This is a genomic window from Mesoterricola sediminis (genome assembly GCF_030295425.1).
Taxonomy (GTDB): domain Bacteria; phylum Acidobacteriota; class Holophagae; order Holophagales; family Holophagaceae; genus Mesoterricola; species Mesoterricola sediminis.
In genome coordinates this window covers 376,366-400,079 of record NZ_AP027081.1, presented here as the reverse complement: position 1 = coordinate 400,079, position 23,714 = coordinate 376,366, and the positions used below count along the sequence as shown (strand labels likewise).

Sequence of the window (23,714 nt, the reverse complement as noted above, 5' to 3'; positions counted from 1 at the left end):
CCGGGGGGGGCTCAGATGGCCTCCTGCTCCTGGTAGCTCCGGAGGATCTCGTCCGGGGTGGCCGTGGCCGTGCCCACCTTGGCGACCACGATGCCGGCCGCGGCGTTGGCGAGCATGGCGGCCTCCTTCCAGTCCGCGCCCGAGGCCACCGCGGCGGAGAAGGTCGCGATGACCGTGTCCCCGGCGCCGCTCACGTCGAAGACCTCGCGGGCCTCGGTGGGGATGAGCCAGGGCTCCCGGTGGAGGGCTTCGGGCGTGAAGAGGGCCATCCCCTTCTCGCTCCGGGTGACCAGCAGGCCCTCCAGGCCCAGGCTTCCGATGAGGGACCGGCCCGCGACGGCGACATCCGCGTCCGACTTGGCGGGGAGGCGGGAGAGTTCGGAGAGCTCCTTGGTGTTGGGCGTCATCAGGGTGGCGCCCCGGTAGAGATGGATCTGGGAGGGTTTGGGATCGACGATCCACGGCAGCCCCCGGGCGGCGCACAGGTCCCGCACCCGGGCCATGACCGCCTCGCAGACGGCGCCCTTGGCGTAGTCCGAGACGATCAGGGCGCCGGCCCCGTCCAGGGCCGCCGCCAGGCTCGCCAGGAGGGCGTCCACCGCGGGGGCGCCCAGGGGTCCCGTCTCCTCCCGGTCGATGCGGAGCATCTGCTGCTGCTGCCCGATGACGCGGGTCTTGATGATCGTGGGCCGCGCGGAGTCCTCCACGAGGGCCGCGCCGGAGATGCCCTGCCCCGCGAGGATGGCGGCCAGCCTGCGGCCGGCCTCGTCGGCGCCCCGGGTCCCCACCAGCACGGGCTCCGCGCCCACCGCCTTCAGGTTCGCGGCCACGTTCGCCGCGCCGCCGAGGACGGCCCGCTCCCGGACCACGTGCACGACGGGAACCGGCGCCTCGGGCGAGATGCGGCTCACCTCCCCGAAGAGGTACTCGTCCAGCATGGCGTCGCCCAGGACCACCACCTTCCGGCCCTGGAGCCGCTCCAGGAGGCTCGCCGCGTGCGCCCGGTCCAGCCTCACTTCGCGCCTCCCTGGACGGCCCGGTCCTGGAGCATCACGGGGATGCCGTCCTCGACGGGGTAGAGGCGCCCGCAGTCCGCGCAGAGGAGACCGCCTGGGGCCTCCCGGAGTTCGCCGCGGCAGGGGCGGCCGCCGTCCACGGCGGGGCAGCACAGGATGTCCATCAGTCGGGTGTCGATCATGTCGGATCCGGAAAAGGTCAGCAGAGCGTGTACTTGGGGCCGCCGCCGCCCTCGGGCGGAGTCCAGACGACGTTGCCTTCGGGGCACTTGATGTCGCAGGTCTTGCAGTGGACACAGTTGGAGAACGCGATGTCCACCTTGGCCACCCGGCCCTGGGCGTCGGGGTGCATCTCGTAGACCTGGGCCGGGCAGAAGACGGTGCAGGGGCTGCCCTTCTCCTCCCAGCAGGAGACGCACACGTGGTCGCCCTTGACGATCTTGAGGTGGGAGGGCTGGTGCTCGTCGTGCATCGTGCCGGAGGCGTAGACGTCGTCGAGCTTGGAGAAGGTGAGGGCCCCGTCGGGACGGAAGCCCCAGTCCACCTGGTCGCGCTTCAGGCCCCTGCGGCCGTAGAACCGCTCCACGGTGTCGGTGCGGGAGGCGTCGGGAGCCAGGCCCAGGGGGTCCCCGGGCACCCAGCCGCCGGTGACCTGCGCGAGCATGAGCCGCGCGACGGCCCAGGGCGTGGGCCCGTGGGCGAGGATGGCGTGGGTGTTGCGGCTCGCGCGAAGCTCCGAGCCCGCCCAGGAGGCCCGGAAAGCCTCCGCGTACCCCATGAGGGCGGCCTCGGAGAAGTCGCCGGAGGCCAGGGCGTCGGCGATGGTCTCGGCCGCGCAGATGCCGCCCTTCATGCCCAGGTGGATGCCCTTGAGGCGGCCGGCGTTGACCATCTGGGCGGCGTCGCCCACCAGCATGCCGCCGTCGAAGGCCAGCCGGGGCATGGAGTTCCATCCCCCGATGGCCAGGGCCTTCCCGCCGTACTGGACCATCCGGCCCCCCTCCAGCATCGCCTTGATGCGGGGGTGGGTCTTGAACTTCTGGAGCATGAGGTGCGCGTCGGCGAAGGGGTCCGCCGTGTCGAGGGAAACCACGTAGCCCACCGCGAGGCGGTTCCCGCCCAGCTTGTAGACGAAGGAGCCCCCGGATTCGCCGTCGGGCTGGGGCCAGCCCGCGCTGTGGAGGACGAACCCGTCGGGCACCCGCCCTTCGGGGATCTCCCAGATCTCCTTGGCCCCGGTCTCGTAGGCCTGGGGGTTGGGGGCGCCGGCCTGGAGCCCGAGCTTCTCCTCCAGGTCCCGGGCCAGGTGGCCCCGGGGGCCCTCCCCGAAGACCGTGATCCGGGCGCGCAGGTTGTTGCCGGGCTCGAAGGTGGGCCGGGGGGAGCCGTCCGCCGCGACGCCGCGGTCAGCGGTCTGGACGCCCACGACGCGGCCGTCCTCCCACAGGACCCGCTGCCCGGCGAAACCCGGCAGGAGCATGACATCGACCCCCGGGATCTCCCGCTTCTCGATCTCGGCGGCCATCCAGCGGACCATGCGGGACAGGGAGACGATGGGGAACCCGTGGTTGCGGAGGAAGGGCGGCGGGAAGGGGGCCCGGAGGCCGCCCCGTTCCGTGAAGTACCAGACCTCCTCCTTCGCCACCCGCCCCTCGGCGGGGAAGTCGCGGGCCTCCCAGTCCGGGCAGAGCTCGGCCAGGGCGGTCGGGTCCAGGACGGCGCCGGAGAAGGCGTGGTCGCCGATCTCGTCGCCCTTCTCGATGAGCCCGATGGTCAGCCCCGTCAGCTTCCGGGCCTCCACCAGGTCGAGCAGCCGCCAGAGCCCGGCCAGGTTGCTGGGTCCGGCGCCCACGAAGAGGACATCGAAGGCCAGGTCCTCCCGTTCGACATCGGGCCGGGCGCGCTGGGTCGAGAAGTCGGTCATGGGTACTCCCAAAAGTCCAAGGCCAGTTTACCAAGAGCGGTGGCAGAATCGGGGACATGGAAGAGAGCCGCCCCGCATCCCAGGCCGACCTCCGCTTCGAAGCGGCGGTGGAGCGCCCGCTGTCCGTGGTCTTCCGGACCCCGTCCGGGGGCTGGGAGGGGCACGATTACCGGGTCGAAGTGATCGCGGAACGGAACGGCCTGGACGCCTTCGACGTGGTGGTGGACTTCCGGGACCTGGAGGCCGCCCTCGACGCCCTGCTCGCGCCCCTCCGGGGCCGGATGCTGGCCGAGGCGGGCCTGGAGGGTCCCCTGGACCTGGTCCGGGACCTGGCCCGGGAACTGGCGCCGCGGGTGCCGCCTCCTGCCCGGTTGGCGGAGGTGGCCCTCACCGACGGCCAGGGACGCCGCCTGGCCTTCCGCCCTTGAGGGCCCTGCTCCTCGCGGCGGGGGCCCTGGCCCTGGGCCTGGCCCCCCTCGCCTTCGTCCACCCGGTGCGGGTCGCGGGGCGGAGCATGGAGCCCCGCCTCCGGGACGGGGACGTTCGCCTCGTCCTCCGGGCCTGGTGCGCCGGCCGGCCCGCCCAGGGCGAACTCTGGCTGGCCGCCGCCCCCGGGGGCACGGTGGTCAAGCGGGTCGTCGCCCTCCCGGGCAGCCAGGTGGAGCTCCGGGACGGGGAGGTCTGGATCGACGGGGCCTACCGCCCCGAACCGTACGTCGCCCAAACCGACCGGGAGACCGCCGGTCCCTGGCGCACGGGGGACGGCTACTTCCTCCTGGGGGACAACCGCGGCGAGAGCCGGGACAGCCGGGCCTGGGGCCCCCTGCCCGCGGCGGCCCTGGAGGGCCGGATCCTCGGCTCATGCTGGTAGATCGAATCACCGGAACCCCCATGTTCCGATCCTTCGTGCTGGCAAGGGTTGGTAAAGAACCCGTACGCCGAGTGCGCCGAGGGGCCGAGTTGCGCTGAGCCAGCTTCGCGATCCACCGCGCCGCCCCACACCGCCCAGGCCCTGGCCCGCTGCCGCGGGCCGCGCTGCTGCGCATCGCTCGGCTGGGGGCTCCGTGCCTTCCGCAGGCACGCCTGGGGGTGCCCTGCGCCCCCAGCCTTGGACGGGCCTGGGCTCAGCCGCCTCGGTAAACCTCGGTTCCGGGAATACACGCCGACCTGCTGGTAGTCCACCTGGACATCCCCTTCGAGGGGCTTCTGATTCTCGACTCCTGCCTGATCGATCTCAGGATCGATGACACGGGGATCGTGGAAGCCAAGGCCGTAGAGGGGCTGACCCCCATCCATCAGGCCCCGTTCCTCACCCATCTGCGCCTCTCGGGCACGGAGGTGGGACGGCTTCTCGACCTCTGGGCCGGCCCGTTGAACCTTGCGCTCCGCCATGAGGGTGGCCTTTCGCCCCCGGTCCCGCCACCGCCGGACGGTGTTGTAACCCACCTGGAGCGGGTCGGCGGTGGGCCGAACCTCCGACCCAGGCCCGCCCAAGGCTGGGGGCGCAGGGCACCCCCAGGCGTGCCTGCGGAAGGCCCGGAGCCCCCAGCCGAGCGATGCGCAGCATCGCGGCCCGCACGAGCGGGCCAGGGCCTGGGCGCTATGGGTCGGCGCGCTGAACCGCGAAGCTGACTCCGCGTGACTCGGCCCCTCGGCGCACTCGGCGTATGGGTTCTTGACTTACCCTTGCCAGCACGAAGGATCGGAACATGGCGGTTCCAGTGATTCGATCGGCCTGCCCTAGGTCATCAGCGGCACCGCGTCCTGGATCTCCGCCGGGGTGTAGGCGGTGAAGCCCAGGCGGGTGGCGGCCAAGGGGCGGCCTTCCAGGTCGAAGTACGAGCCCAGGCGGAGTTTGATGCCCTTCAGGCCGCAGGAGCGGATCCAGATGTCGAACCGGGCGGGATCGGCCATCTTGCCGGCCCCGCGCAGCCAGAGGGCCATACCGCCGGGCGTGCCCTCGAAGGCGAGGAGGCCGGGCAGGTGGAAGCGGAGGGCGTCCAGCAGGGCGGCGCGCCGGTCCTGGCAGGCCTTCCGCACCCGGCGGAGATGGCGGGCGATCTCCCCGTCCAGGAACAATTCGGACACGGCCCATTCGAGGACGGGGTCCCCCTGCCAGTCCATGCGCTGCCGGGCCTTGGCGAGGCCCTCGGCCAGGTTGCCCGGAACCACCAGGAAGCCCAGGCGGATGCCCGGGGCCAGCAGCCGCGACAGGCTGCCGAAGTACAGCACCTGGCCCGTGGTGTCCTGGGCCGCGAGGGGCACGGGGGGGGCCTCCAGGTAGTCGTATTCGCCATCCAGTTCCAGGATCGCGAACCGGTGCGCCCGGGCCAGGGCCAGGATGCGCTCCCGGCGATCCGCCGCCAGGGCGACGCCCGTGGGCATGTGGCACTGGGGGGTCAGGACGAGCAGGTGAAGCGGGGTCCGGGCGAGGAGGGCCTCCAGGGCCTCGACCTGGAGGCCGCCGGCGTCCACCGGCAGCCCGTGGATCCGGGCCGCCGAGGCCTGGCGCAGGGTCTCCCACACCAGGGGGTGGCCCGGGGTCTCCACGGCCACGTCCCCGCCCGCGGGGCCCACCAGGGCCTGGGCCACGAGGCTGACGGCCATGGAGGTGCTCCGGATCACCAGGACCTGGTCGGGCTCCCGGACCAGGGCCCGCTGCTCGGCCACGTGGGCCGCCAGGGCGCGGCGCAACCGCGCGTGCCCCATGAAGGCCCCCGCCTGGAGCAGTTCCGGCCCCTTGAGGCGCAGGGCCCGGGGGTAGGCCCTGGCCAGGGCCTCCGTGGGGGCGAGGCGGGCGTCGGCCACGCCGTCGGAGAAATCCAGGACCACGTTGGAGGTGCTGGTGATGGGCCGCAGCCGGCCCGGCACGTCGAAGCCCGGCCCGGCGGCCCCGGGCCCTGCCCCGGCGCACAGGGGCCGCTCGGGCAGGGCCTCCACCACGAAGAACCCGCTCCGGGGCCGGGCCTCGAGCCAGCCCTGGGCCTCCAGTTCCCGGAGGGCCGCCAGGGCGGTGTTGCGGTGGACCCCCAGGCGCTCCGCCAGCTCGCGGATGCCGGGCAGGGCCTGGCCCCGCTGGATCCGCCCGGACCGAACGGCCTGGAGGATCGCCTCGGCCGCCCTCACGTAGATCGGCCCGGCGCGATCGGGATCCAGGGTGAGGTTCAGCTCGCGGGCTCTCACGGGCGGGTTCCTCCAGGCGGGACGGCCCCGGCCTCCCCCCGCGCGGAGGACGCGGCGGGACGGGAGGACGGAGCGGGGAAGGGAAGCATGGGGTCGCGATCCGGAACTGGCACAAGCGGGAAATGCGGAAGTGTACCTGCCGCCCAACGATCGGGCGCCCGATGCTGGATCATCGATCCATCGTGATCCTTGCGCAAGGAGTCAGCCATGAACCGTTCCCTCATGCTGCCCGCCGCCGCCGGGCTCGGCCTCATCGCCCTCGCCCTGGCCTGCGGGGGAGGCTCCAGCAGCCTCTCCCAGCCGAAGGTGACCTCGGGCGCCGTGGACTTCCAGGTCACCGACGCCCCCACCGAGGACTGGTCCAACGTGGGCGTGATCATCCGGAAGGCCTCCCTCGTCCTGGCCTCCGACACCGCCGCCGCCAGCCCCGTCACCATCTACGACGGCTCAACCGACACCACCCCGGTCAACCTCCTCCAGGCGGACCAGGTCGACGAACTGCTCAGCCGGGCCAAGGGCGTCCCGGCGGGAACCTACGACCGGCTCATCGTCGAAGTGGACGGCACCCCCGCCAACATCACCCTCGTCCCCGCCCCGGACAACGCCGGCACCACCCCCGCGGCCATCCCCGCCTCCCAGATCGTCGTGCGGGGCACCTCCGATCCGGTCCATGCCACCTGGAAGGTGCTCCCCACCATCAAGCTGGAGACGCCCATCGTCGTGGCCGACGGCCAGACGACAGCCGTGGCCGTCGACTTCGATCTGGCCCATCCCGTCTTCATCGTGGAGCACGACACGGCCACCGGATCCCCGGTGTACGTCGTCAACTTCGGCACCCCCGGGATCTTCCGCCACAAGGCCATCGCCTCGCTGGACCGCTGCTACCTGCGCCGCGCCATCGGCACCGTCGCCAGCGTCGCCGCCGACGGCGGCAGCCTGGTGATGACCACCGAGCACGGCCAATCCCTGACCATCCTGGCCGACAAGGGCTCCAACCCCACCCTCTTCTACAACCTGGACGTCAAGCCGGTCGCGGCCGTCCCGGCGGCGGCCATCCCCGCCTCCCTCACCGCGGGCCTGAACGTGGAAGTGACCGCGCGCTACCAGGCCGACGGGAGCCTCACGGCCGTGCGCGTCTGGTACACCGCCGCCGCGGGCACCCTGCCCCAGTGGACCCCCGAGGGCCACATCACCCGCGTCGACCGCGTCAACAACGTCATCCGCGTCCTGGACAGCGCCGGCGATCCCAAGCCCATCGCCATCACGGCCGCCACCAAGTGGTACTGGCGCGGCGACACCACCACCGACCTCTCCGGCGGCAACGGCACCGCCTTCCTGGCCAACGTGGAGCGGTTCTTCAAGGTGCAGGTCACCGTGGCGGATCCGCTCGCGGTGCCCCTCGTGGCGACCAGCGTCGACATCCAGCGGGGCGTCTTCGAGGGCGTCATCACCGGCGCCTCCTCCTCCTCCTTCACCTACGCCAAGGCCGTGGGCGACCTCGTCACCCCCATCACCCACACCCTCGCCTACGGCCCCTCCTTCTCCTTCTGGGACTTCACCTTCCCGGGCCTGGCCTCCACCTCCGTCCCCGCCTTCCTCAGCGAGGCCAACTCCGGCATCGTCGTCGACACCGACGGGGACACCTTCAGGCCCTACGCCGTGAGCTCCCTGGCCTGGGCCTCCACGGGCTGGGCCGCCAATGGCACGGTCTTCATGCCCATCGCCCTCTCGCCCTACGCCCAGACGGTGACCACCGCCTACGCGTCTGGAACCCTGCAGGTCACGCCCCGGGCCGGGACCCTGGTCATGGGCGGCATGGGCACGATGGGCGGGGGCCTCGGCACCGCCACCGCCGTGCCGGTGACGGTCGCCCTCTCCACCACCCCCCAGGAACAGCCCATCGTCACCCGCTTCACGCGCCAGGCGGGCATGGCCGTCACGGTGACCACCCTGGACAGCACCCAGTGGGCCGCGGCCCTCACCGCCGGGGCGAAGGTCCGGGTGTTCGGCGTCCCGGACGGGACCGGCAAGCTCAAGGCCTACTACGTGAACATCTACCAGTAGGGCGCGACTTGACGTCGCCCCGGTGATCCCCGCCCCCGGGCCCCGGCCCGGGGGTTTTCCGTGCGATCATTCGGGCGGGTCCATGCGAGGGAGGTTCGATGGCGCACCGACGGGGACCGGGCTTCCGGCTTCTGCCGTACACCCTCTGCGCCGTGCTGTCCGCCCAGTCGTGGCCCACCTTCCACTCGGCCTACCAGGACGGCCTCGCGGCCCAGGCCCGGGGGGACCACGCCCTGGCGGTGAAGGCCTTCCAGCGGGCCGCCGCCATGGAACCGCGTCCCGGCGAGCGCGTCCACACCTACGGCCTCAATTTCCTGCCCATCTACCATCCCTACCTGCGCCTGGCCGAATCGGCCCTGGCCCTGGGGGACGCGGCCACCGCCGAGCGCGCCCTGGCGGAGAGCGAACGGCTGGGCCTCGAACCGCCCCGGCCGCGGGAGGCCCTGCGCGCCCGGCTGCGGGCCCTCCAGACCCCCCCCACGCCAGCCAAACGTACGGACGTGGCGCCTCCCCCCGAGGTCCAACGGCCCGCGTCCCCGCGCGCCGACCCGCCGGCCACGCCCCGGACCCGGCCCCAGGCCGCCCTCCGGGACCCGGCGCCGGCGCCGGACCTCCCGGCCCCCCAAGCCCGCCCCCAGCCCCGGCCCACCCCGGCCCCGGTCCTGCGTGCGGCGGCCCCCGTCCCGGAGCGCCCGGTCCCCCCCGCTCCGGCCACCCCGGCCCCCACCCCGGTGCCCCGGCCCCGCCCGGCCCGCTGGCCTTGGCCCCTGGGCGCCTTCGCGGGCCTGCTCCTCGCAGGCGGCTGGTTCGTCACGCGCCGGCGGCCCCCGGCGCGGCCCCCGGAGCCGGCGCCGCCCATCCCGGAGGACGCCGACGATCCCAACCTGGGCCGCAGCTTCGGCCCCTACCGCGCCCAGGCCGTCCTCGGGCGCGGGGGGACCGCCACCGCCTACCGGGGCGTCCACCGGGAGACGGGCCAGGAGGTCGCCCTCAAGGTGCCCCACCCCCACCTCGCCCGGGACCCGGAATTCCTCGCCCGCTTCCGCCGGGAGGCCGCCCTCGGCGCCCTGCTGGATCACCCGGGCCTCGTCCGGATCCTGGACCCGGGCCCGGACACGGGGACGCCCTGGCTGGCCATGCCCTTCGTGCCCGGCACCACCCTGGAGGCGCGCCTCCGCGGGGGGCCCCTGCCCCTGCCCGAGGCCCTCCGCACGGCCGAAGAAGTGGCCGCCGCCCTGGCCTACGCCCACGACCGGGGGGTCGTCCACCGGGACCTCAAGCCCGCCAACATCATGCTGGCCCAGGCCGGGGCCGTCGTCATGGACCTGGGCATCGCCCGCCTCCAGGGGAGCGGCAAGCAGACCTCGGTCTTCATGGGCACCCCCACGTACAGCGCGCCCGAAAGCATCAGCCACCCCAGCGTCGGCCCCGCCGCGGACCGGTACGCCCTCGGCCTGGTGCTCTTCGAGATGCTGGCCGGCCACCCCCCCTTCCAGGGGGAAAACCCCTTCCAGGTCTTCGAGGCCCACCGCTTCGACCCCCTCCCGGACCTGGACGCGCTCCGGCCCGGCCTCCCCCCCGGGGTCCAGGCCCTGGTCGAGGCCCTCTGCGCCAAGGACCCCGAAGCCCGCCCCGGCGACGCGGAGATCCTGGCGCGCCTCAGGAACCTTCGACGCTAGCCATCCGTCCGGCCAGGGCCACCAGCTCCGGATGGCCGGGGAAGGCCGCCAGCCCCAGGTCCAGGACGGTCCGGGCGTCCCGGGGCTCGCCGGCCGCCAGGAGGGCCTGGATGACGATCTGGTGCCAGATCGTCGCCCCGCCCGTGGGCGCCGCCCGCAGGGCGTTCCAGGCGTCGCCGGCCACCCGGGGGTCGCGAATGCGCGCCGAGAGGCCCACCAGGGCCTCCCAAAGCTGGATGTCCGCCGGGTTCTGGTCCAGGCCCGCCTCCAGCACCTGGCGGGCGGAGGCCGTGTCGCCCCCCGCTTCCAACTGGGCGGCGAGGCGGAGGAAGGGTGCCGTGTAGGCGGGGTCCGCCTCCATGGCCGCCAGGAGGTCGGCGAGGGCCTCCTCGGCGCGCCCCAGGCGGCGCCGGGATTCGGCCCGGGCGGCGAGGGCCGGCGCATGGGCGGGGGACTGGGCGAGGATGGCCTCGAACCAGGCCAGGGCCTCGGCGTCCCGCCCCAGGCCCTGGAGGGCGAGGCCACCGCCCAACCAAACGAGCATTGGGGCCCGGGGGGCCCGGGCCCGGAACCGCTCGGCGGCGGCCAGCACCTCCGGCCAGGCCTCCACCATGAGGCCCTCCTGGATGACGTTGTACTGGACCTGCAGGTTCTCCGGGTCCTCCGCGGCCTCCGCCAGGGCCAGCCGGAAGTAGGCGTCCTGCTTCAGCCGGTCCCGGGCGGGGTCCACCTTGCCGAAGTGGTGGACCGCCACGTCCAGGTCGGCGATGGGGAGGCCCCGGGCCTCGAACCACGGCTCGACGATCTCGTGCACCCGGCCCCGGTAGGGGGGTTCCGCCTGGGACCGGAAGAGCCGGACCGCATGCTGGAGGTAGAAGTGGCTGTGGCCCGCCCCGGTGCGGTAGCGCCCGTCGTTGCGCCGGGCCTGGCCGTCCATGCCCACGAAGGCGCCCCCGGGCAGGTAGTTGCGGATGGGCAGGCTGTAGGCCTGGGCCCCGGGACGCTCCAGGGCGGCGCGCAGGGCCCCATGGTCGGCGGGGTCCAGCGCCTCGTCGGCGTCGAGCACGAGGATCCAGTCCCCCGAGCACCGGGCGATGCAGGCGTTGCGGGCCTCGGAGAAGTCGCCGGTCCAGGGGAAGTCCTCCACCACGGCCCCGAAGCCCCGGGCGACCTCCGCCGTCCCGTCCGTGGAGCCCGTGTCCAGGACCCGGAGTTCGTCCCAGAGCCCCCGGACGGATTCCAGGCACCGGCCCAGGACCTCGGCCTCGTTCTTGACGATCATGGCGACGGAAAGGCGCAAGGTTCGCTCCGGGATGGGCTTCAGTTTAAGCTGGAAGGTCAACGGGAGTGTCGATGGACAGGCTGGTCATTCAAGGAGGGATCCCCCTGAGGGGGCGCGTCACCGTCTCCGGCGCCAAGAACGCCGCCCTCCCCTGCATCGCCGCGGCCCTGCTCGGCTCGAAGCCCGTGACCCTCCGGCACCTGCCCGCGGTCTCGGACATCCGGACCATGATCCGCGTGCTGCAGGCCCTCGGCTGCGAGGCCGCGGTGGAGAAGGACGAGCCCGGCTACGAGCTCACCGCCACCCTGGACGCGGCGGGGGTGGGCTCGGGGTCCCTGCGGGCCCCCTACGACCTGGTGAAGACCATGCGGGCCTCCATCCTGGTCCTCGGGCCCCTCCTCGCGCGCTACGGGAAGGCCAGCGTCTCCCTGCCGGGCGGCTGCGCCATCGGCGCGCGGCCCGTCAACCTGCACCTGGAGGCCCTCGAGCGCATGGGGGCCGTCATCCAGATCGACAAGGGCTACGTGGAGGCCCACGTCCCCGCCGGGCGCCTCAAGGCCATCGACCACACCTTCGAGAAGGTCAGCGTGGGCGCCACCGAGAACATCCTCATGGCGGCCTGCCTCGCCCAGGGGACCACCACGCTCCGCAACGCCGCCCAGGAGCCCGAGATCGGGGACCTGGCCGCGATGCTGACCGAGATGGGGGCCCGCATCGAAGGCATCGACTCCCCCACCCTCGTCATCCACGGGGTGGACGCCCTCGGCGGCTGCGACCACGGGGTCATCCCCGACCGCATCGAGGCCGGGACCTTCCTCTGCGCCGTCGCCGCGGCCTGCGGGGACGTCCTGCTGGAGCGCGTCGTCCCGGGCCAGATCCGGTCCATCATCGACCTCCTGGAGCGGTGCGGCTGCGTCTTCACCGAGCGCGAGGGCCAGGACGGGCTCAACCTGCGCATCCAGCGCGAATGCGGCCAGAAGCTCCGGGCCAAGGACGTCGCCACCGCACCCTACCCCGGCTTCCCCACCGACCTCCAGGCCCAGGTGATGGCGGTCATGACCCAGGCCTCGGGGATCTCGGTGATCCGGGAGACCATCTTCGAGAACCGGTTCCAGCACGCCATGGAGCTGGAGCGCCTGGGGGCCAACCTCCGCATCGACGGCGGCACCGCCATCATCGCCGGCCCCAGCGCCCTGACCGGATGCACCGTCATGGCCACGGACCTGCGGGCCTCGGCCACCCTGGTGATCGCCGGGCTCGTGGCCGAAGGGGAGACCACCGTAGACCGGATCTACCACCTCGACCGCGGCTACGCCGGCCTCGAGCGGAAGCTCCAGGGCCTGGGCGCCCGGATCGAGCGGGTCGGCGGCGGAAAAGTCTAGGCGGGTTGTGGGAGGGTCCCCCGGGGCGGTAAAATGGCCCTTGGGGGAAACATGTTCGGAGAAATGAAGGTCTTTTCGGGTTCGAGTCATCCTACCCTGGCGGCGGGCATAGCCAGCCATATCGGGATGCAGCTTGGAAAATCCCGGATCACCCGGTTCTCCAACGAGAACATCAAGGTCAAGATCGACGAGAACGTCCGCGAGTCGGACGTTTTTGTCATCCAGACCAGCTGCCCCCCGGTGAGCGACAACCTCATCGAGACGCTCATCATGATCGACGCGCTGAAGTTCGCCAGCGCCGCCAGGATCACCGCCGTCCTGCCCTACTATCCCTACGCCCGCAGCGACAAGAAGGACGAGGCGCGCATCTCCATCACGGCCCGCCTCATGGCGGACCTCCTCCAGACCGCGGGCGCGGACCGGGTGCTCACCATGACCCTGCACGCCCCGCAGATCCTCGGCTTCTTCCGGGTGCCCGCGGACCAGCTCCTGGCCACGCCGGTGCTCGTGAACCACTTCCGCCACTCCGACCTCTCCAACTCGGTCGTGGTCGCCACCGACGCCGGCGCCGGCAAGATCGCCGGGCACTTCGCCAAGCGCCTCGGCCTCCCGATGGCCATCATCGACAAGCGCCGGGTCGACGACAGCGAGTCCGCCCAGTCCACCGCCCTCATCGGCGAGGTGGTCGGGAAGGACTGCATCATCTTCGACGACGAGATCGCCACCGGCGGCTCAATCAAGGAGGCCGCCCGGATCCTGCGGGGCTTCGGGGTGCGGCGCGTCCGGGTGGGGGCCACCCACGCCGTGTTCTCCGGCGCCGCCATCACCCGGCTCCAGGAGGCCGGCCTGGACGAGCTCGTGGTCACCGACACCATCCCCATCCCCGCCGAGAAGGCCGCCCAGATCCCCAACCTGAAGGTGCTCTCCACCGCCTCCATGTTCGGCGACGCGATCCTGCGGATCCACGGCGGCCGCAGCATCAGCGAGATGATGGAGGAATAGGCCTCCTTGGAGACGCTCCGGGACCTCCTGATCCAGCGCGCCGCGCGGCTCCAGGAGCGGCCGGCCCTCACCGCCCCGGACTGGGGCACCCTGCGCTACCCGGCCTTCCGCAACCGGGTCGAGGGCATCGCCCTCGGCCTCATGGCCGCCCCGCCCGCCGATGCCCGCACGGGCGCGGCGGGCGCCGGCCCCTGGGCCTGGGCTGCGGAGGTGGCCGCCGCCTGCTGCGGGCTGGCCTGGGACCCCGCCCTGGGAAGCGACCCCGCGCTCCTGGGCGGCCCCCGCTTCAACGACGAGGGCGGGCGCCAGGCCTACCACGACCGCGGGGAGGCCCTGGAGGCCGCCACACCCTTCCTGCCCGGCCTCGGGCACGGGGACCTCCTCCTCCGCCTCCGCCGCCTCAACGGGCGCCTGGGATGGGACCACGAGACCCGCGTCCAGGTCCCTCTGGCCGACCTGGCCTCCCCCGCCGTCCGGGGCGTCCTGTGGAGCGCCCTCTACGCGGGGGCCCACGCCGTCCTCCACCCGGGGCCTCCGGCGGGCTGGGACCCAGCCCCCTTCCAGGATCTCCTCCAGCCAGGGCCCTAGAGCCCCTCCCACACCTTGTAGGCCTGCCCTCCCGTGCGGAGGGCCCAGGCGCGGAGGGCCTCCTTCAGCGGCGCCCGCGCCCCGGGGGGCAGCAGACCGGCGGCATCCAGGGCCTGGAGGTGCTGGGGCGCCGACAGGCGGTCCCACCCCTCGAGGAGGGCCTGGACCCAGGCCCCATCCCCCAGCCGGGCCCGGGGGACCCAGCGCCAGGCCGAGCCCAGGCCGGGTTCCCGCAAGGCCGCCAGCACCTCCTCCTGGCGGTCCTCCCGGAGGGCGATGAGGCTGGCGGCCTCCGCCCCCTCCCGCTGCGCGAAGGGATCCTCCAGGAGCGCCAGGAGCGGGGCCAGGGAGGCCGCGGTCCCGATGGCCCCCAGGGCGGCGCAGATGGCGAAGCGGCTGGCCTCCGGGGCCTGCGCCAGGGCCTGGAGGAGCCAGGCCTCGTCCCCGGGCAGGGCCGCGCGGACCAGGCCCTCGGCCGCGGCCCGCCGGGAGCCGACGCCGCCCGTGCGCAGGCCATCCAGGTAGGGGCCCAGCCGCTCCTGGGGATCCTCCTCGGTCCGGGTCAGGGGGCGGGCGACGGTCTCCTGCTCCAGCTCACCCGGGTTGAACCCGGGCAGGGGCTGGTCCCCCCAGCCCGCCGCCTCCGCGCTTTCCAGCCAGTCCAACCAGGCGGCGGCCAGGGCCTCCATGGACGGGATCCGGCGGGCGGGATCGGGCGCGAGGGCCTGGATGAGGATCCGGGCGAGCTTGGGCGGGAAGCCGGGCCGGACCGCGGCCGGCGGGAGCTGCACCTGGCTCCAGGCCTTGCCGGTGGTGAACTCGAAGGCGATGGCCCCCAGGGCGAACACATCGCACCGGCCGTCCACCCTGCGCGGGTCCCCGTGCTGTTCCGGCGCCATGTAGCCCAGGGTCCCCACCACCATCTGGCTGCGGGTGACCCGGGTGCCTTCGCCGGCCTCCCACAGGCACACGCCGAAATCGGTCACCTTGAGGTGGCCCCCCTCGTCGAAGAGCAGGTTGCTGGGCTTGAGGTCGCGGTGGACGACGCCGGCGCGGTGGGCGGCGGCGAGGGCGTCCGCCACCGGCACGAGGCGCCGCAGCAGCCGCGCCGGAGCCTCGCCCCAGCAGCGGCGGACATCGCCGCCCGGAAGCAGCTCCATCAGGATCCAGGGGACCGCGCCGGCCCTGCCGAAGTCGAACACCCGGACCAGGTTCGGGTGGGACAGGCGCTTGAGGACCTCCCCTTCCCGCAGGAAGCGCACCACCACCTCGGGGTTCGAGGCGGTCTCCGGCCGCAGGAACTTGACGGCCAGACCCAGCCCCGGCCGGTGGGGATCGACGGCCCGGTGGACGACGGCCATGCCGCCCTCCCCCAGGCGCTCCATGACCCTCACGCCCCCGATGGCCCGCGGCAGAAGCAGATTCATGAGCGCCCGTCGAATTCGACCCGGTTCCGCCCCAGCGCCTTGGCCCGGTAGAGGGCCACGTCCGCGCGGGCCAGGAGGGATCCGCCGTCGGCGTCCTCCGCCCGGAACTGGGCCACGCCGAAGCAGCAGGTCACCCGGAAGCCCGCACCGCCTTCGGCGCCCTCCATCACCTCCTCGGCCAGGGCCCTGCGCAGCTCCTCGGCCACCGACACCGCCTCGGGACCCTCGGTCTCAGGCAGGACGACCAGGAACTCCTCCCCGCCGATCCGCCCCACATGGTCCGAGGCCCGGAGCCGGCCCAGGGCCACCTGCCCGAAGCGCTTCAGGACCAGGTCCCCGGCGGCGTGGCCATGCTCGTCGTTGACCTCCTTGAAATGGTCGAGGTCGCAGAGGATGAGGCTGAGGGGGCGGCGGTGGCGCCGGGTGAGGTCCGCGTGGCGCTCCAGGTAGTCGAGCACCGAGGCCCGGTTCGCCAGGCCCGTCAGCGAATCCACCGTGGACTGCACGAGCACCGCCTCGTGGTAGGTCCGCTCCATCTCGTCGAGGTACTTCAGCTTGAAGGCGTGGGTCCCCACCCGCATCACGTCGCCGTTCTGGAGGGAGGCGGGGCCGTTGCGGGGCAGCACCCGGCGGCCGTTCACGAAGGTGCCGTTGGTGGACCCCAGGTCCGACAGGAGCACGAGGGGGGCCTGGCCCTCCTGGCCGACCACCTCGATCCGCGCATGGCGGCGGCTGACCTCCACCTCGGCCAGGCAGAGATCGTTCTCCGGGGAGCGCCCGATGGTGAGGTCGTCCTTGCGGAGGGGCAGCACCTCGCCGATGGGGTTGCCCACATAGCGGATGAGGGCCCACTCGCCCGTGGCCGAGCTGAGCCCCTCTCCCGGCGGCGACGAGAAGAGCGTCGGGGGGTCGGTGTCCAGGAATTCCTCTGAAAGAGGAGGCTGTTCTGGCATGGTGGGGAGCGGCAAGGTACGGGGATCCTATGTCATTTAAGGGGCCGCCGCCGCCCTTGTCAATGCGCCTTACGCCTTATTTATAAGGGCTAATCACAGACCACTTGGTTGCGGCCATCCCGCTTGGCCAGGTACAAGGCCCGGTCGGCCCGCCCCATGAGGGCGCCCCCGTCCCGGTCCTCCTCGCGCCGTTCGGCCACGCCGATGCTGCACGTCACGGTCACCGGGCCCGAGGGGAGGTGGTACGGCTCCGAGGCCGCGGCGGTGCGGAGCCGCTCGGCCAGGAGGAGGCCTCCCTCCCGGTCCGTCTCGGGCAGGACGATGAGGAATTCCTCGCCCCCGATGCGGCCCGCCACATCCGTCGTCCGGAGTCCGCCGGCGACGCGGGCCCCGAAGTCCCGGAGGACCTGGTCGCCGGCCAGGTGCCCGAGGGTGTCGTTGATGCGCTTGAAGTGATCCAGGTCGCACATGACCAGGGAGAGCGGCCGCCGGTGGCGCCGGCTCAGGTCGAAGCGGCGCTGGAGCTCCTCCAGCACCGTGCGCCGGTTGGCGAGGCCCGTGAGGGTGTCCCGGGTGCTCTGGTCCAGGAGCACGGCATGGAAGGCCCGCTCCATCGCGTCCATGGCCACCAGCTTGAGGACGTGGTTGCCGAGGGCGATGCGGTCGCCGGGGTGCAGTTCCTGGGCGCGCTGGACGGGGCGCCCGTTGACGAAGGTCCCGTTGGTGCTGCCGTTGTCCTCCAGCTGGAGGCGCTCCTGGGCGCCCTCCATCCGCAGGGTGATCGTGGCGTGGACGCGGCTCACCTCCTCGTCCAGGAGGGCGATGTCGACCTGGGGGCTCCGGCCGATGAGGTTGGCGCCCGGCACGAGGGGGAAGACACGGCCCAGGTGGGCCCCCGCGTAGACGACCACCACGTACTCGCAGGGCACCGGCCCCGTCTCCCCGGGGAAGCGCTTGCGGAGGGCCGTCTCGAAATCGGGCCACCCGGAAACCGGCACCGTGGGATCCACGGCCTCCGATTCCGCCGTCCACTCCTTGTCGGGCCCCTCACCCGGCCAGGCCATCAGACCTCCTCCACGTAACAGCACACCATCGAACCATCATCCTTCCTCCGGGCCAGCACGAAGGGGGCCAGGGTGGACCCTTCCGCCTCCGGACCGAGCGCGACAAGCAAGCGGCCTGTCGCAGCCTGGTGATGGACCTGACGGACCCCCTTGGCGGGGATGCGGTACAGGCCCAGCACATCCAGATTACGTATGTTTTGCCCTGTTTCCTTCACCAATTTCAGGGTGTAGCGCATCCAGAGCGCCTTGGAGAGGGAAGGGATGTCCTCGCCCTGGAAGGCCACGGGCAGGGCCAGGACGGCTTCCAGGCCCCGCCGGGCCCGCGGGGCGGCGAGGCTGCAGGAAGCCTGCCGGGTGGGCAGGGACGGGAAGGCTTCCAGCCCCCCGCGACTGCGGGTCCCGTACCTCGCCGGGGCCTCCGTTCGCACAGCGGGCACCCGCGGAAGCGGGGGCACCTCGAGGCGCGCGGCGCTTCCGGCGCGGAAGAGGGGCAGGTCGCAGACCCGGGCGCCCGCGTCCCACTGGGCCAGCCCCGGCTCCTCCCGGAGGACGCCGTCCCAGCGGAAGGCCACGGCGCCCGGGAGCCCCGCGGCCAGGACGGGCACCTCCCCGGTGGCCGGCGCGAAGGCGAGGGCCCCGGCCCGCGCCTGGGTCCGGGGGAAGGGCACGGTCCTGGAGACCGGCAGCGCCAGGGCCGGATCCAGGGCATGGGTGGGCGGATCCCGGAAGACGCGCCGGAGGGTCTCCGCCACGTCCGCCATCGCCTCCCGCAGGCGCCCCGCCGCCATGGCTACTCCGGCTTGACGAGCGTCTGGAGGGCCTCGGCGACCCGCTCCAGGGGCTCCACCGGATCCATGTGGTAGGCGGCCTCCAGGAGCCGGCCCAGGGCGGCCTCCTGGGCGGGGAGGTCCACCGACTGCGCGAAGATCACCCGCAGCGGGGCCGCGCCTTCCGCCACCTGCAGCAGGACCTCCCGGGGACTCGCCCGGAAGCTCTCGCCCACCCGGGCCAGGGGCTGCTCCTGGGTCTTCTGCACCGCCAGCGCCGGGCACTTGGCGTCGCCGCTCCAGCCCCCGGCCATCTCGGCGGGAGGCAGGATGAAGAGGTCGGGCAGGGCCTTCAGCTCCTTGAGGAGGGTCTTCTGGATCACCTCCTCCTTCAGGTGCGGTTCAAGGGCCTTGCCGTAGAGCACCGCCTGCAGCCGCGTGGGGGTGATGGGCTCGGTGTACCGGAAGTCGAGGGGGATCCCCGACGCGTCCGTGAGGAGCAGCCCCCCCAGGTAGCTGGCGCCCTCCTTCATCGCCACGAAATAGGCCAGTTTCAATGAATCCGCCATGGGAAGGCCCGCCTCTGGAATAGGCTCCAGGATACCCCAAGGGGCCCCTCGCCTGTCAGAGCGCCTCCATGAGACCCCTTCTCACGCCAAAAGCCGGTCAAACAGGCTTGTTTTCAATCCCAAATCAGGTATGCTGATGGGTGCCGTTTGGGGAGTGGTCTAACGGTAGGACAACAGATTCTGATTCTGTCAGGTGAGGGTTCGAATCCTTCCTCCCCAACCAAAGAGAAGCCGGGACTTACGGTCCCGGCTTCTTCCTTTTGGGGGCCAGGGCCTCGGGGATTCCTGGCTGACTTGTCAACGGAGTGCCAGGCGGGGCGCGGAGCAGGCGGAATCCAACCCTGCTTAGGTACCTGGCGAGTCCTTCGAGGCTCCTGAATACCCACGATCCACTTGGGTTCCATTCGCCAGCGCACGTTGCCGCCTTTTGCTCCTTGGTGGGCCACCCCGCTGTTCCCGCCTTCCAAGGATCCAGTCCGCAGAGGCCCCCTCCATCGGTACTCCTTGGGAGGATCCTCAGGTCTGCTCGATCCCCATGATGTACCCTGGTCCAACCATCACCCATTCGGCTTGCTTGGCGAGAAACTCCCGCCGGATCTTCTTCCCATCCCGGCCGACCCAGACCCCTCGGCGTATACCCGACATCCCGGGCCTCATGATGATTGAATCAGGCAGACCCCCAGATCCAGAAACGCCCTGTCTTTCGGCGGAAGGGGGGCAGGGGCACACAAGGAAGGTCCTTCTTTGCTTCTCCCTCCCAAGCATTCTATGGATCGGCTTCATCCTTCTGACCACACTCGCATCGACCATCACGTCCTCAACCAGCGAGGAACTGCGGTCATGGGACCTGGCTGGAATCGCCTTGGCGGTCATCCTGACTGAAGTCGTCGGCCTTGGTGTTGGAGTCGCGGTGATTCGCCTGGAACCTCTCCGAATCGCAAGGGGATGGATTGTGCTGTCGCTTTGGGTCGGCCTGGCATGGTCCACCCTGATGGCAATCACAACCTATTCAGGATGGGTCGGTTACGAGAGGTTCTTATTCCATCGATACGTTCAGCCAGACATCCTCAGAACCGGGTTCGGACCCAGATCCATCGATCATTTGCCAGACAAGTTGATGGCATTCTCGGTTTCAGATTTGGCGCTGGTCCTTGCTGTATGCATCGTGCTCTGCATTCCCTCTGCAGTCGCAGGGATATGGTTCAACCAACGGCGGCGGCCATCTCCGGAGCACCGCCATGCGCTCTAACCGGATTCCCATCATCATCCAGGTGATTGGACTCGCCTCTGGGCTCTGGCCCATTCTTGTCGACGCCCGCGCCATCAGGTTTGCATGGCCCTTCATCTTGGCTGAAGTCGTCGCCCTCCTCGCAACGTTCTGGCACGCCAATCACCCCTCAAAGCGAACAAAGGTGCTTGCCTATTTCTCTGTCGCGGCGATGGTTCCATGCCTGGCCTATGGCGTTCTTCGCTGGCCTTGGATCGCACCAGGTGGCGCTCCGCTAGGTCGAGAATCCTGGACGGCCATCGGTTTGCTCACCACGGTTGCGAACCTCTTCATCGCCCTTCCCTTGGTCCTTTTCCTGCGGCCTTCCATTCAAACGAATGAGGTGGCCAACGGATTGAAACCCAGGAATAACCCTTGATAGGACTTCCGGCAATCAATCGGGATTCCCATCTCAGGCCCTTGCCGAGCAGCGTCGTGAGGGACGGAAACGACCTGGTTTTCAGGGATGTTCCATCCTTCTGGGTGAACATCCAAGGGATCACTGTTCCCATCGCCGTGCAAAAGGAGATCCGGATTCCGGTTGAAGGCATGGTGCCGGAGTGGATCAACCGGACCCTGACCTGGAACGACATGGAGAAAGGCAGGACCGTGTACCTTGCACGTGGCCAGGAGGCCCAAGCCCTCGTCGCCTGGATCTGCGCGAATGGCGTGGCACCACCCGTAGGTGGCTAATTCGACCCATCAGATCGCAACTGGATTTTCCCCGCGTCCACTCCGGACAATCGCATTCATCCATCACCACTGCCTGGCATCTGAATAAGAAGTGGTAACAAAACCCCTTGTACATCAGGGAAAGAGTGCATAGTGTACTTGGATGGCCCGAGAAATCTTGCCCTCTGAGCTCTGGGAACGCATCGCTCCGCTGCTGCCTCCGCCCACGCCGAAGCCGAAGGGAGGGCGGCCTCCTGTGCCCAACCCGAACGCCTTGCGGGGGATCCTGTTCGTCCTGAAGACGGGCATCCGATGGGCGGATCTGCCGAAGGAGATGGGCTGCGGCAGTGGCATGACATGCTGGCGCCGTCTCCAGGAGTGGCATGACCTCGGCGTGTGGGACGACCTCCATAGAATCCTGCTCGAGGAGTTGAACGACGCAGGCCGAATTGATTGGGAGCGCGGCGCCTTGGATGCTTCGAGCATCAGGGCAAAAAGGGGGGCCAAGCGATCGGCCCGAACCCCACGGACCGAGGGAAGAACGGGACCAAGCACCACCTGATCACCGATGCCAATGGCATCCCGATGGCTGTGCTGGTGGGGCCTGCGAACCAGCATGACTCGGTCCCATTCGAGAAGCTGATCGATGCCGTGCCTGGGCTTCGCCATGGTCGTGGGCGCCCCCGGCGGCGCTTCAGGAAACTGCACGCCGACAAGGCCTATGACTTCCGCCGCTGCCGGATGGCCTGCAGAGTCAGGGGCATGCTCTCCCGCATCGCGCGGCGCGGGGTGGAAACGGCAGAGAAGCTTGGCAAGCATCGTTGGGTAGTCGAGCGGACCTTCGCATGGTTCAAGCACTTCAGGCGCCTCACGGTTCGCTACGAAAGGCGGGCTGATATCCACCTGGCCTTCCTCAAGGTTGCTGCCAGCCTCATCTGCTTCTCTGCCCTGGGATGGTAGTGCGCTCGAAGTAGACACCGGCCCCATCCCCGTTCATCCCAACCATCGGCGTTCATCCCTGTTACGCAGGGCCAGCGATGGCATGGGTCGGCGCGCCCATTACCCGCCTGCGCCGACCCATCCGTGCCTCGGCCCTGCCTAACAGGGATGAACGCCGATGGTCGGGATCGAGGGGATGAAGCACGGTAATCACCGAGGGTAAGCGCTGGTTTTGTTACCACTTCTTATACCTTGCGCGCCTTCACCGAACGACTCGGCCTCGCGGATGCCCTCAAGCATGCAGGAATCGCAGGCCTCTGAGCCGGAGAGGAGGCCCATTCCTGGTCCTCGAAGGCCCGATGCTCAGCCGAAGAAGGGGTGAATTCGTTCTTGTGCAGAGGGGCCTACGCGGGTTGGCGTCGCGTTGACATTTGCCGCCTTGCCTTGGGGAGGTGTCCAGGAAGGGGCCTCAAGGCGCAAGCCTTCCGCCGGATCAGGTTCGCGCAACCCCAGCCAGGCAATCGGTCGATTCTCCGCTGGGGTCAGGGCGCTCCAGCCCCGGGCGGCACCTCGTGGAAGTGCTCGGTGCGGCAGTCGGGGCAGATGCCGTGGGTGAAGTCGGCCTGGGAGTGGCTGCGGATGTAGCTCTCGATCTGGGTCCAGTAGCCGTCGTCGTCGCGGACCTTCTTGCAGTAGGAGCAGATCGGCAGGAGGCCCGTCAGGGTCCGGACTTCCTGGAGGGCGGCCTGGAGGCTGCGGATGAGTTCCACGCGCTCCTGCTCGACCTTCTTCCGCGCGGTGATGTCCTTGGAGATGCAGACCACCGAGGCGACCTGGCCCGCGGCATCGAGGATGGGCTTCACGGAGGTGATGTAGAAGGTGTCGCCGGCGGGGGTGGGCACGCGGACGTCGAAGACGATCTGCTGGGCCGTGGCGAAGGCCCGGCGCACCACGGCCATGCGTTTCTCCGCCTCCACCGGCGAGAACAGGTCGTGGATCCTGCGCCCGATCACTTCGTGGGGCTGCCGCCCGAAGGGGGTGCTGAAGGCGCGGTTCACGTAGCGGTAGGTGCCGTCCGCGAGGATGTTGAAGATGGGATCGGTGGATTCGTCCAGCACGATCCGGAGGACCTCCATCCGGGGCTCGAGTTCGGCCGGATCGGGGGCGCCGGGGTCGGGCGGGGCGGGGTCCATGGGGTGATGGTAGCCCAATCCGGACGACCGCCAAGGGTCTGCGGCCTTCAGGCGGGGTCGCCGCCGTCCCAGGCGTACCGGGGGAGATCCAGGTCGCCGGCGTCGTCCACCTCGATGCCCTCCTCCCGCAGCCGCGCGATCTGGAGCATGGCGCCCCACCAGCGGCCCCGGCTGGGCACGTGGCCCTGGCGGTTCACGATGCGGTGCCAGGGCAGGTCGGTGCCCTCGGGCAGGCCCTTGAGGACCATGCCGACCTGGCGCGGGCGGCGGGGAAACCCGGCCATCCACGCGATCTGGCCGTACGTGGCCACCCGCCCCCGGGGCACCCGGGCCACCTGGGCGCAGACGGCCTCCCGGAACGCCGTGACGGCGCTCACCCCCGGGCCGCCCCGGGCTTGAGGGCCACGGGGACGCGCGACGCGAAGCCGCCCTCGTAGCTGTGCCAGTGGTCCAGGTCCTCCTCGGGGAAGGCCCAGCACCAGTAGCCGTCGCCGGAATCGAAGTCCACGAGCCAGGGGCCCTTCACGTCCGGCCCCAGGTCCCGCACGGCCTCGGCCCAGCTGTCCATGAGCGCCTCCAGGCGGACCTGGAGGGACTCCACCTGGGCGTCGTCCTGGCGGTCTTCGGACGCCTGGAGTTCCTCGGCCAGGCTGGAGGCCAGCTCGAAGACAGGCCGCGTGATGTCCTGAACCTGCGGCAGGACTGCGCGGGCCTCCTCCAGCGTGAAAACTCGGGCCATGGAT

Annotated in this window: 24 protein-coding genes and 1 tRNA gene; 12 read left to right on the top strand and 13 right to left on the bottom strand. The window is 71.1% G+C overall.

Annotated features, from left to right (window positions below; genetic code table 11):
* Positions 1–11: 11 nt before the first annotated feature.
* Genes rfaE1 through R2J75_RS01820 form a run of 3 tightly spaced genes read right to left on the bottom strand, consistent with a single transcriptional unit; the run spans position 12 to position 2,940 of the window.
* Complete coding sequence (gene rfaE1 / locus R2J75_RS01830) at positions 12–1,016, bottom strand: D-glycero-beta-D-manno-heptose-7-phosphate kinase (RefSeq protein ID WP_243330848.1); 1,005 nt, start codon at positions 1,014–1,016, stop codon at positions 12–14.
* Complete coding sequence (locus R2J75_RS01825; RefSeq protein WP_243330850.1) at positions 1,013–1,198, bottom strand: Trm112 family protein; 186 nt, start codon at positions 1,196–1,198, stop codon at positions 1,013–1,015. Before R2J75_RS01825 ends, rfaE1 begins: the two co-directional genes overlap by 4 nt.
* Positions 1,199–1,215: 17 nt before the next feature.
* Positions 1,216–2,940, bottom strand: a complete 1,725-nt coding sequence (locus R2J75_RS01820) for an electron transfer flavoprotein-ubiquinone oxidoreductase (RefSeq protein ID WP_243330852.1) — start codon at positions 2,938–2,940, stop codon at positions 1,216–1,218.
* 56 nt (positions 2,941–2,996) lie between these two features.
* Between R2J75_RS01820 and R2J75_RS01815 the strand changes: the two genes are divergently transcribed.
* From R2J75_RS01815 to R2J75_RS19770, 3 genes are all read left to right on the top strand, one after another.
* A complete protein-coding gene (locus R2J75_RS01815) occupies positions 2,997–3,368 on the top strand; it encodes a 6-carboxytetrahydropterin synthase (protein WP_243330855.1) in 372 nt (123 codons plus the stop codon).
* Positions 3,365–3,811 (top strand): signal peptidase I, encoded by a 447-nt coding sequence (gene lepB / locus R2J75_RS01810; RefSeq protein WP_243330876.1) that lies wholly within the window; start codon positions 3,365–3,367, stop codon positions 3,809–3,811. Before R2J75_RS01815 ends, lepB begins: the two co-directional genes overlap by 4 nt.
* Before the next feature lie 284 nt (positions 3,812–4,095).
* The gene (locus tag R2J75_RS19770; RefSeq protein ID WP_394365905.1) at positions 4,096–4,572 is read left to right on the top strand and encodes a GxxExxY protein; all 477 of its coding nucleotides are present in this window, start codon (positions 4,096–4,098) and stop codon (positions 4,570–4,572) included.
* Positions 4,573–4,680: 108 nt separating this feature from the next.
* Here R2J75_RS19770 and R2J75_RS01805 read toward each other — a convergent pair whose 3' ends face one another.
* Entirely contained in the window at positions 4,681–6,123 is a 1,443-nt protein-coding gene (locus tag R2J75_RS01805) for an aminotransferase-like domain-containing protein (RefSeq protein WP_243330877.1), read from the bottom strand.
* A gap of 207 nt (positions 6,124–6,330) precedes the next feature.
* Between R2J75_RS01805 and R2J75_RS01800 the strand changes: the two genes are divergently transcribed.
* Complete coding sequence (locus tag R2J75_RS01800; protein WP_243330879.1) at positions 6,331–8,187, top strand: DUF4382 domain-containing protein; 1,857 nt, start codon at positions 6,331–6,333, stop codon at positions 8,185–8,187.
* Positions 8,188–8,285: 98 nt separating this feature from the next.
* The gene (locus R2J75_RS01795) at positions 8,286–9,866 is read left to right on the top strand and encodes a serine/threonine-protein kinase (RefSeq protein WP_316410953.1); all 1,581 of its coding nucleotides are present in this window, start codon (positions 8,286–8,288) and stop codon (positions 9,864–9,866) included.
* Here R2J75_RS01795 and R2J75_RS01790 read toward each other — a convergent pair.
* On the bottom strand, positions 9,847–11,166 hold the full coding sequence (locus R2J75_RS01790; RefSeq protein WP_243335894.1) for a tetratricopeptide repeat-containing glycosyltransferase family 2 protein: 1,320 nt from the start codon (positions 11,164–11,166) through the stop codon (positions 9,847–9,849). The genes R2J75_RS01795 and R2J75_RS01790 overlap by 20 nt on opposite strands.
* A gap of 53 nt (positions 11,167–11,219) precedes the next feature.
* Here R2J75_RS01790 and murA point away from each other — a divergent pair, with 53 nt between their 5' ends.
* From murA to R2J75_RS01775, 3 genes are read left to right on the top strand one after another with little or no spacing between them, the layout of a single operon-like run.
* Positions 11,220–12,530: a UDP-N-acetylglucosamine 1-carboxyvinyltransferase gene (gene murA / locus R2J75_RS01785; RefSeq protein WP_243335891.1), complete on the top strand. Its 1,311-nt coding sequence runs from the start codon at positions 11,220–11,222 to the stop codon at positions 12,528–12,530.
* A gap of 51 nt (positions 12,531–12,581) precedes the next feature.
* A complete protein-coding gene (locus R2J75_RS01780) occupies positions 12,582–13,532 on the top strand; it encodes a ribose-phosphate diphosphokinase (protein ID WP_243335890.1) in 951 nt (316 codons plus the stop codon).
* A gap of 6 nt (positions 13,533–13,538) precedes the next feature.
* On the top strand, positions 13,539–14,120 hold the full coding sequence (locus tag R2J75_RS01775) for a hypothetical protein (protein WP_316410952.1): 582 nt from the start codon (positions 13,539–13,541) through the stop codon (positions 14,118–14,120).
* Here R2J75_RS01775 and R2J75_RS01770 read toward each other — a convergent pair.
* The 5 genes from R2J75_RS01770 to R2J75_RS01750 all read right to left on the bottom strand — a co-directional run bounded on the left by R2J75_RS01770 (position 14,117) and on the right by R2J75_RS01750 (position 18,900).
* Positions 14,117–15,547: a serine/threonine-protein kinase gene (locus tag R2J75_RS01770; protein WP_316410951.1), complete on the bottom strand. Its 1,431-nt coding sequence runs from the start codon at positions 15,545–15,547 to the stop codon at positions 14,117–14,119. The genes R2J75_RS01775 and R2J75_RS01770 overlap by 4 nt on opposite strands.
* Complete coding sequence (locus R2J75_RS01765; RefSeq protein ID WP_243335887.1) at positions 15,544–16,515, bottom strand: diguanylate cyclase; 972 nt, start codon at positions 16,513–16,515, stop codon at positions 15,544–15,546. The genes R2J75_RS01770 and R2J75_RS01765 overlap by 4 nt, the downstream gene beginning before the upstream one ends.
* 74 nt (positions 16,516–16,589) lie before the next feature.
* Entirely contained in the window at positions 16,590–17,564 is a 975-nt protein-coding gene (locus R2J75_RS01760; protein ID WP_243335883.1) for a GGDEF domain-containing protein, read from the bottom strand.
* On the bottom strand, positions 17,564–18,352 hold the full coding sequence (locus R2J75_RS01755; protein WP_316410950.1) for a hypothetical protein: 789 nt from the start codon (positions 18,350–18,352) through the stop codon (positions 17,564–17,566). The genes R2J75_RS01760 and R2J75_RS01755 overlap by 1 nt, the downstream gene beginning before the upstream one ends.
* A gap of 2 nt (positions 18,353–18,354) precedes the next feature.
* The gene (locus R2J75_RS01750; protein ID WP_243335881.1) at positions 18,355–18,900 is read right to left on the bottom strand and encodes a hypothetical protein; all 546 of its coding nucleotides are present in this window, start codon (positions 18,898–18,900) and stop codon (positions 18,355–18,357) included.
* Between the two features lie 148 nt (positions 18,901–19,048).
* Here R2J75_RS01750 and R2J75_RS01745 point away from each other — a divergent pair.
* The 4 genes from R2J75_RS01745 (at position 19,049) to R2J75_RS01730 (ending at position 21,799) form a co-directional block, all read left to right on the top strand.
* Positions 19,049–19,123 (top strand) — tRNA-Gln (locus tag R2J75_RS01745).
* Between the two features lie 1,015 nt (positions 19,124–20,138).
* Positions 20,139–20,546: a hypothetical protein gene (locus tag R2J75_RS01740; protein ID WP_316410949.1), complete on the top strand. Its 408-nt coding sequence runs from the start codon at positions 20,139–20,141 to the stop codon at positions 20,544–20,546.
* 56 nt (positions 20,547–20,602) lie between these two features.
* Positions 20,603–20,860, top strand: coding sequence for a hypothetical protein (locus R2J75_RS01735; RefSeq protein ID WP_243335878.1), 258 nt, complete (start codon positions 20,603–20,605; stop codon positions 20,858–20,860).
* 142 nt (positions 20,861–21,002) lie between these two features.
* Positions 21,003–21,799, top strand: a protein-coding gene (locus tag R2J75_RS01730; protein ID WP_394365871.1) for an IS5 family transposase whose coding sequence is annotated in 2 segments (ribosomal slippage) — positions 21,003–21,339 and positions 21,339–21,799 — 798 coding nt in all. Because the reading frame shifts where the segments join, the coding sequence is not laid out codon by codon here.
* Between the two features lie 521 nt (positions 21,800–22,320).
* On the opposite strand, the gene R2J75_RS01725 is transcribed toward R2J75_RS01730, so the two are convergent.
* From R2J75_RS01725 to R2J75_RS01715, 3 genes are read right to left on the bottom strand one after another with little or no spacing between them, the layout of a single operon-like run.
* Entirely contained in the window at positions 22,321–22,971 is a 651-nt protein-coding gene (locus tag R2J75_RS01725; RefSeq protein ID WP_243334409.1) for a PAS domain-containing protein, read from the bottom strand.
* A 47-nt stretch (positions 22,972–23,018) separates the two neighbouring features.
* Positions 23,019–23,348, bottom strand: coding sequence for an MGMT family protein (locus tag R2J75_RS01720; RefSeq protein WP_243334411.1), 330 nt, complete (start codon positions 23,346–23,348; stop codon positions 23,019–23,021).
* Complete coding sequence (locus R2J75_RS01715) at positions 23,345–23,710, bottom strand: DUF2203 domain-containing protein (RefSeq protein WP_243334414.1); 366 nt, start codon at positions 23,708–23,710, stop codon at positions 23,345–23,347. Before R2J75_RS01715 ends, R2J75_RS01720 begins: the two co-directional genes overlap by 4 nt.
* Positions 23,711–23,714 lie beyond the last annotated feature (4 nt).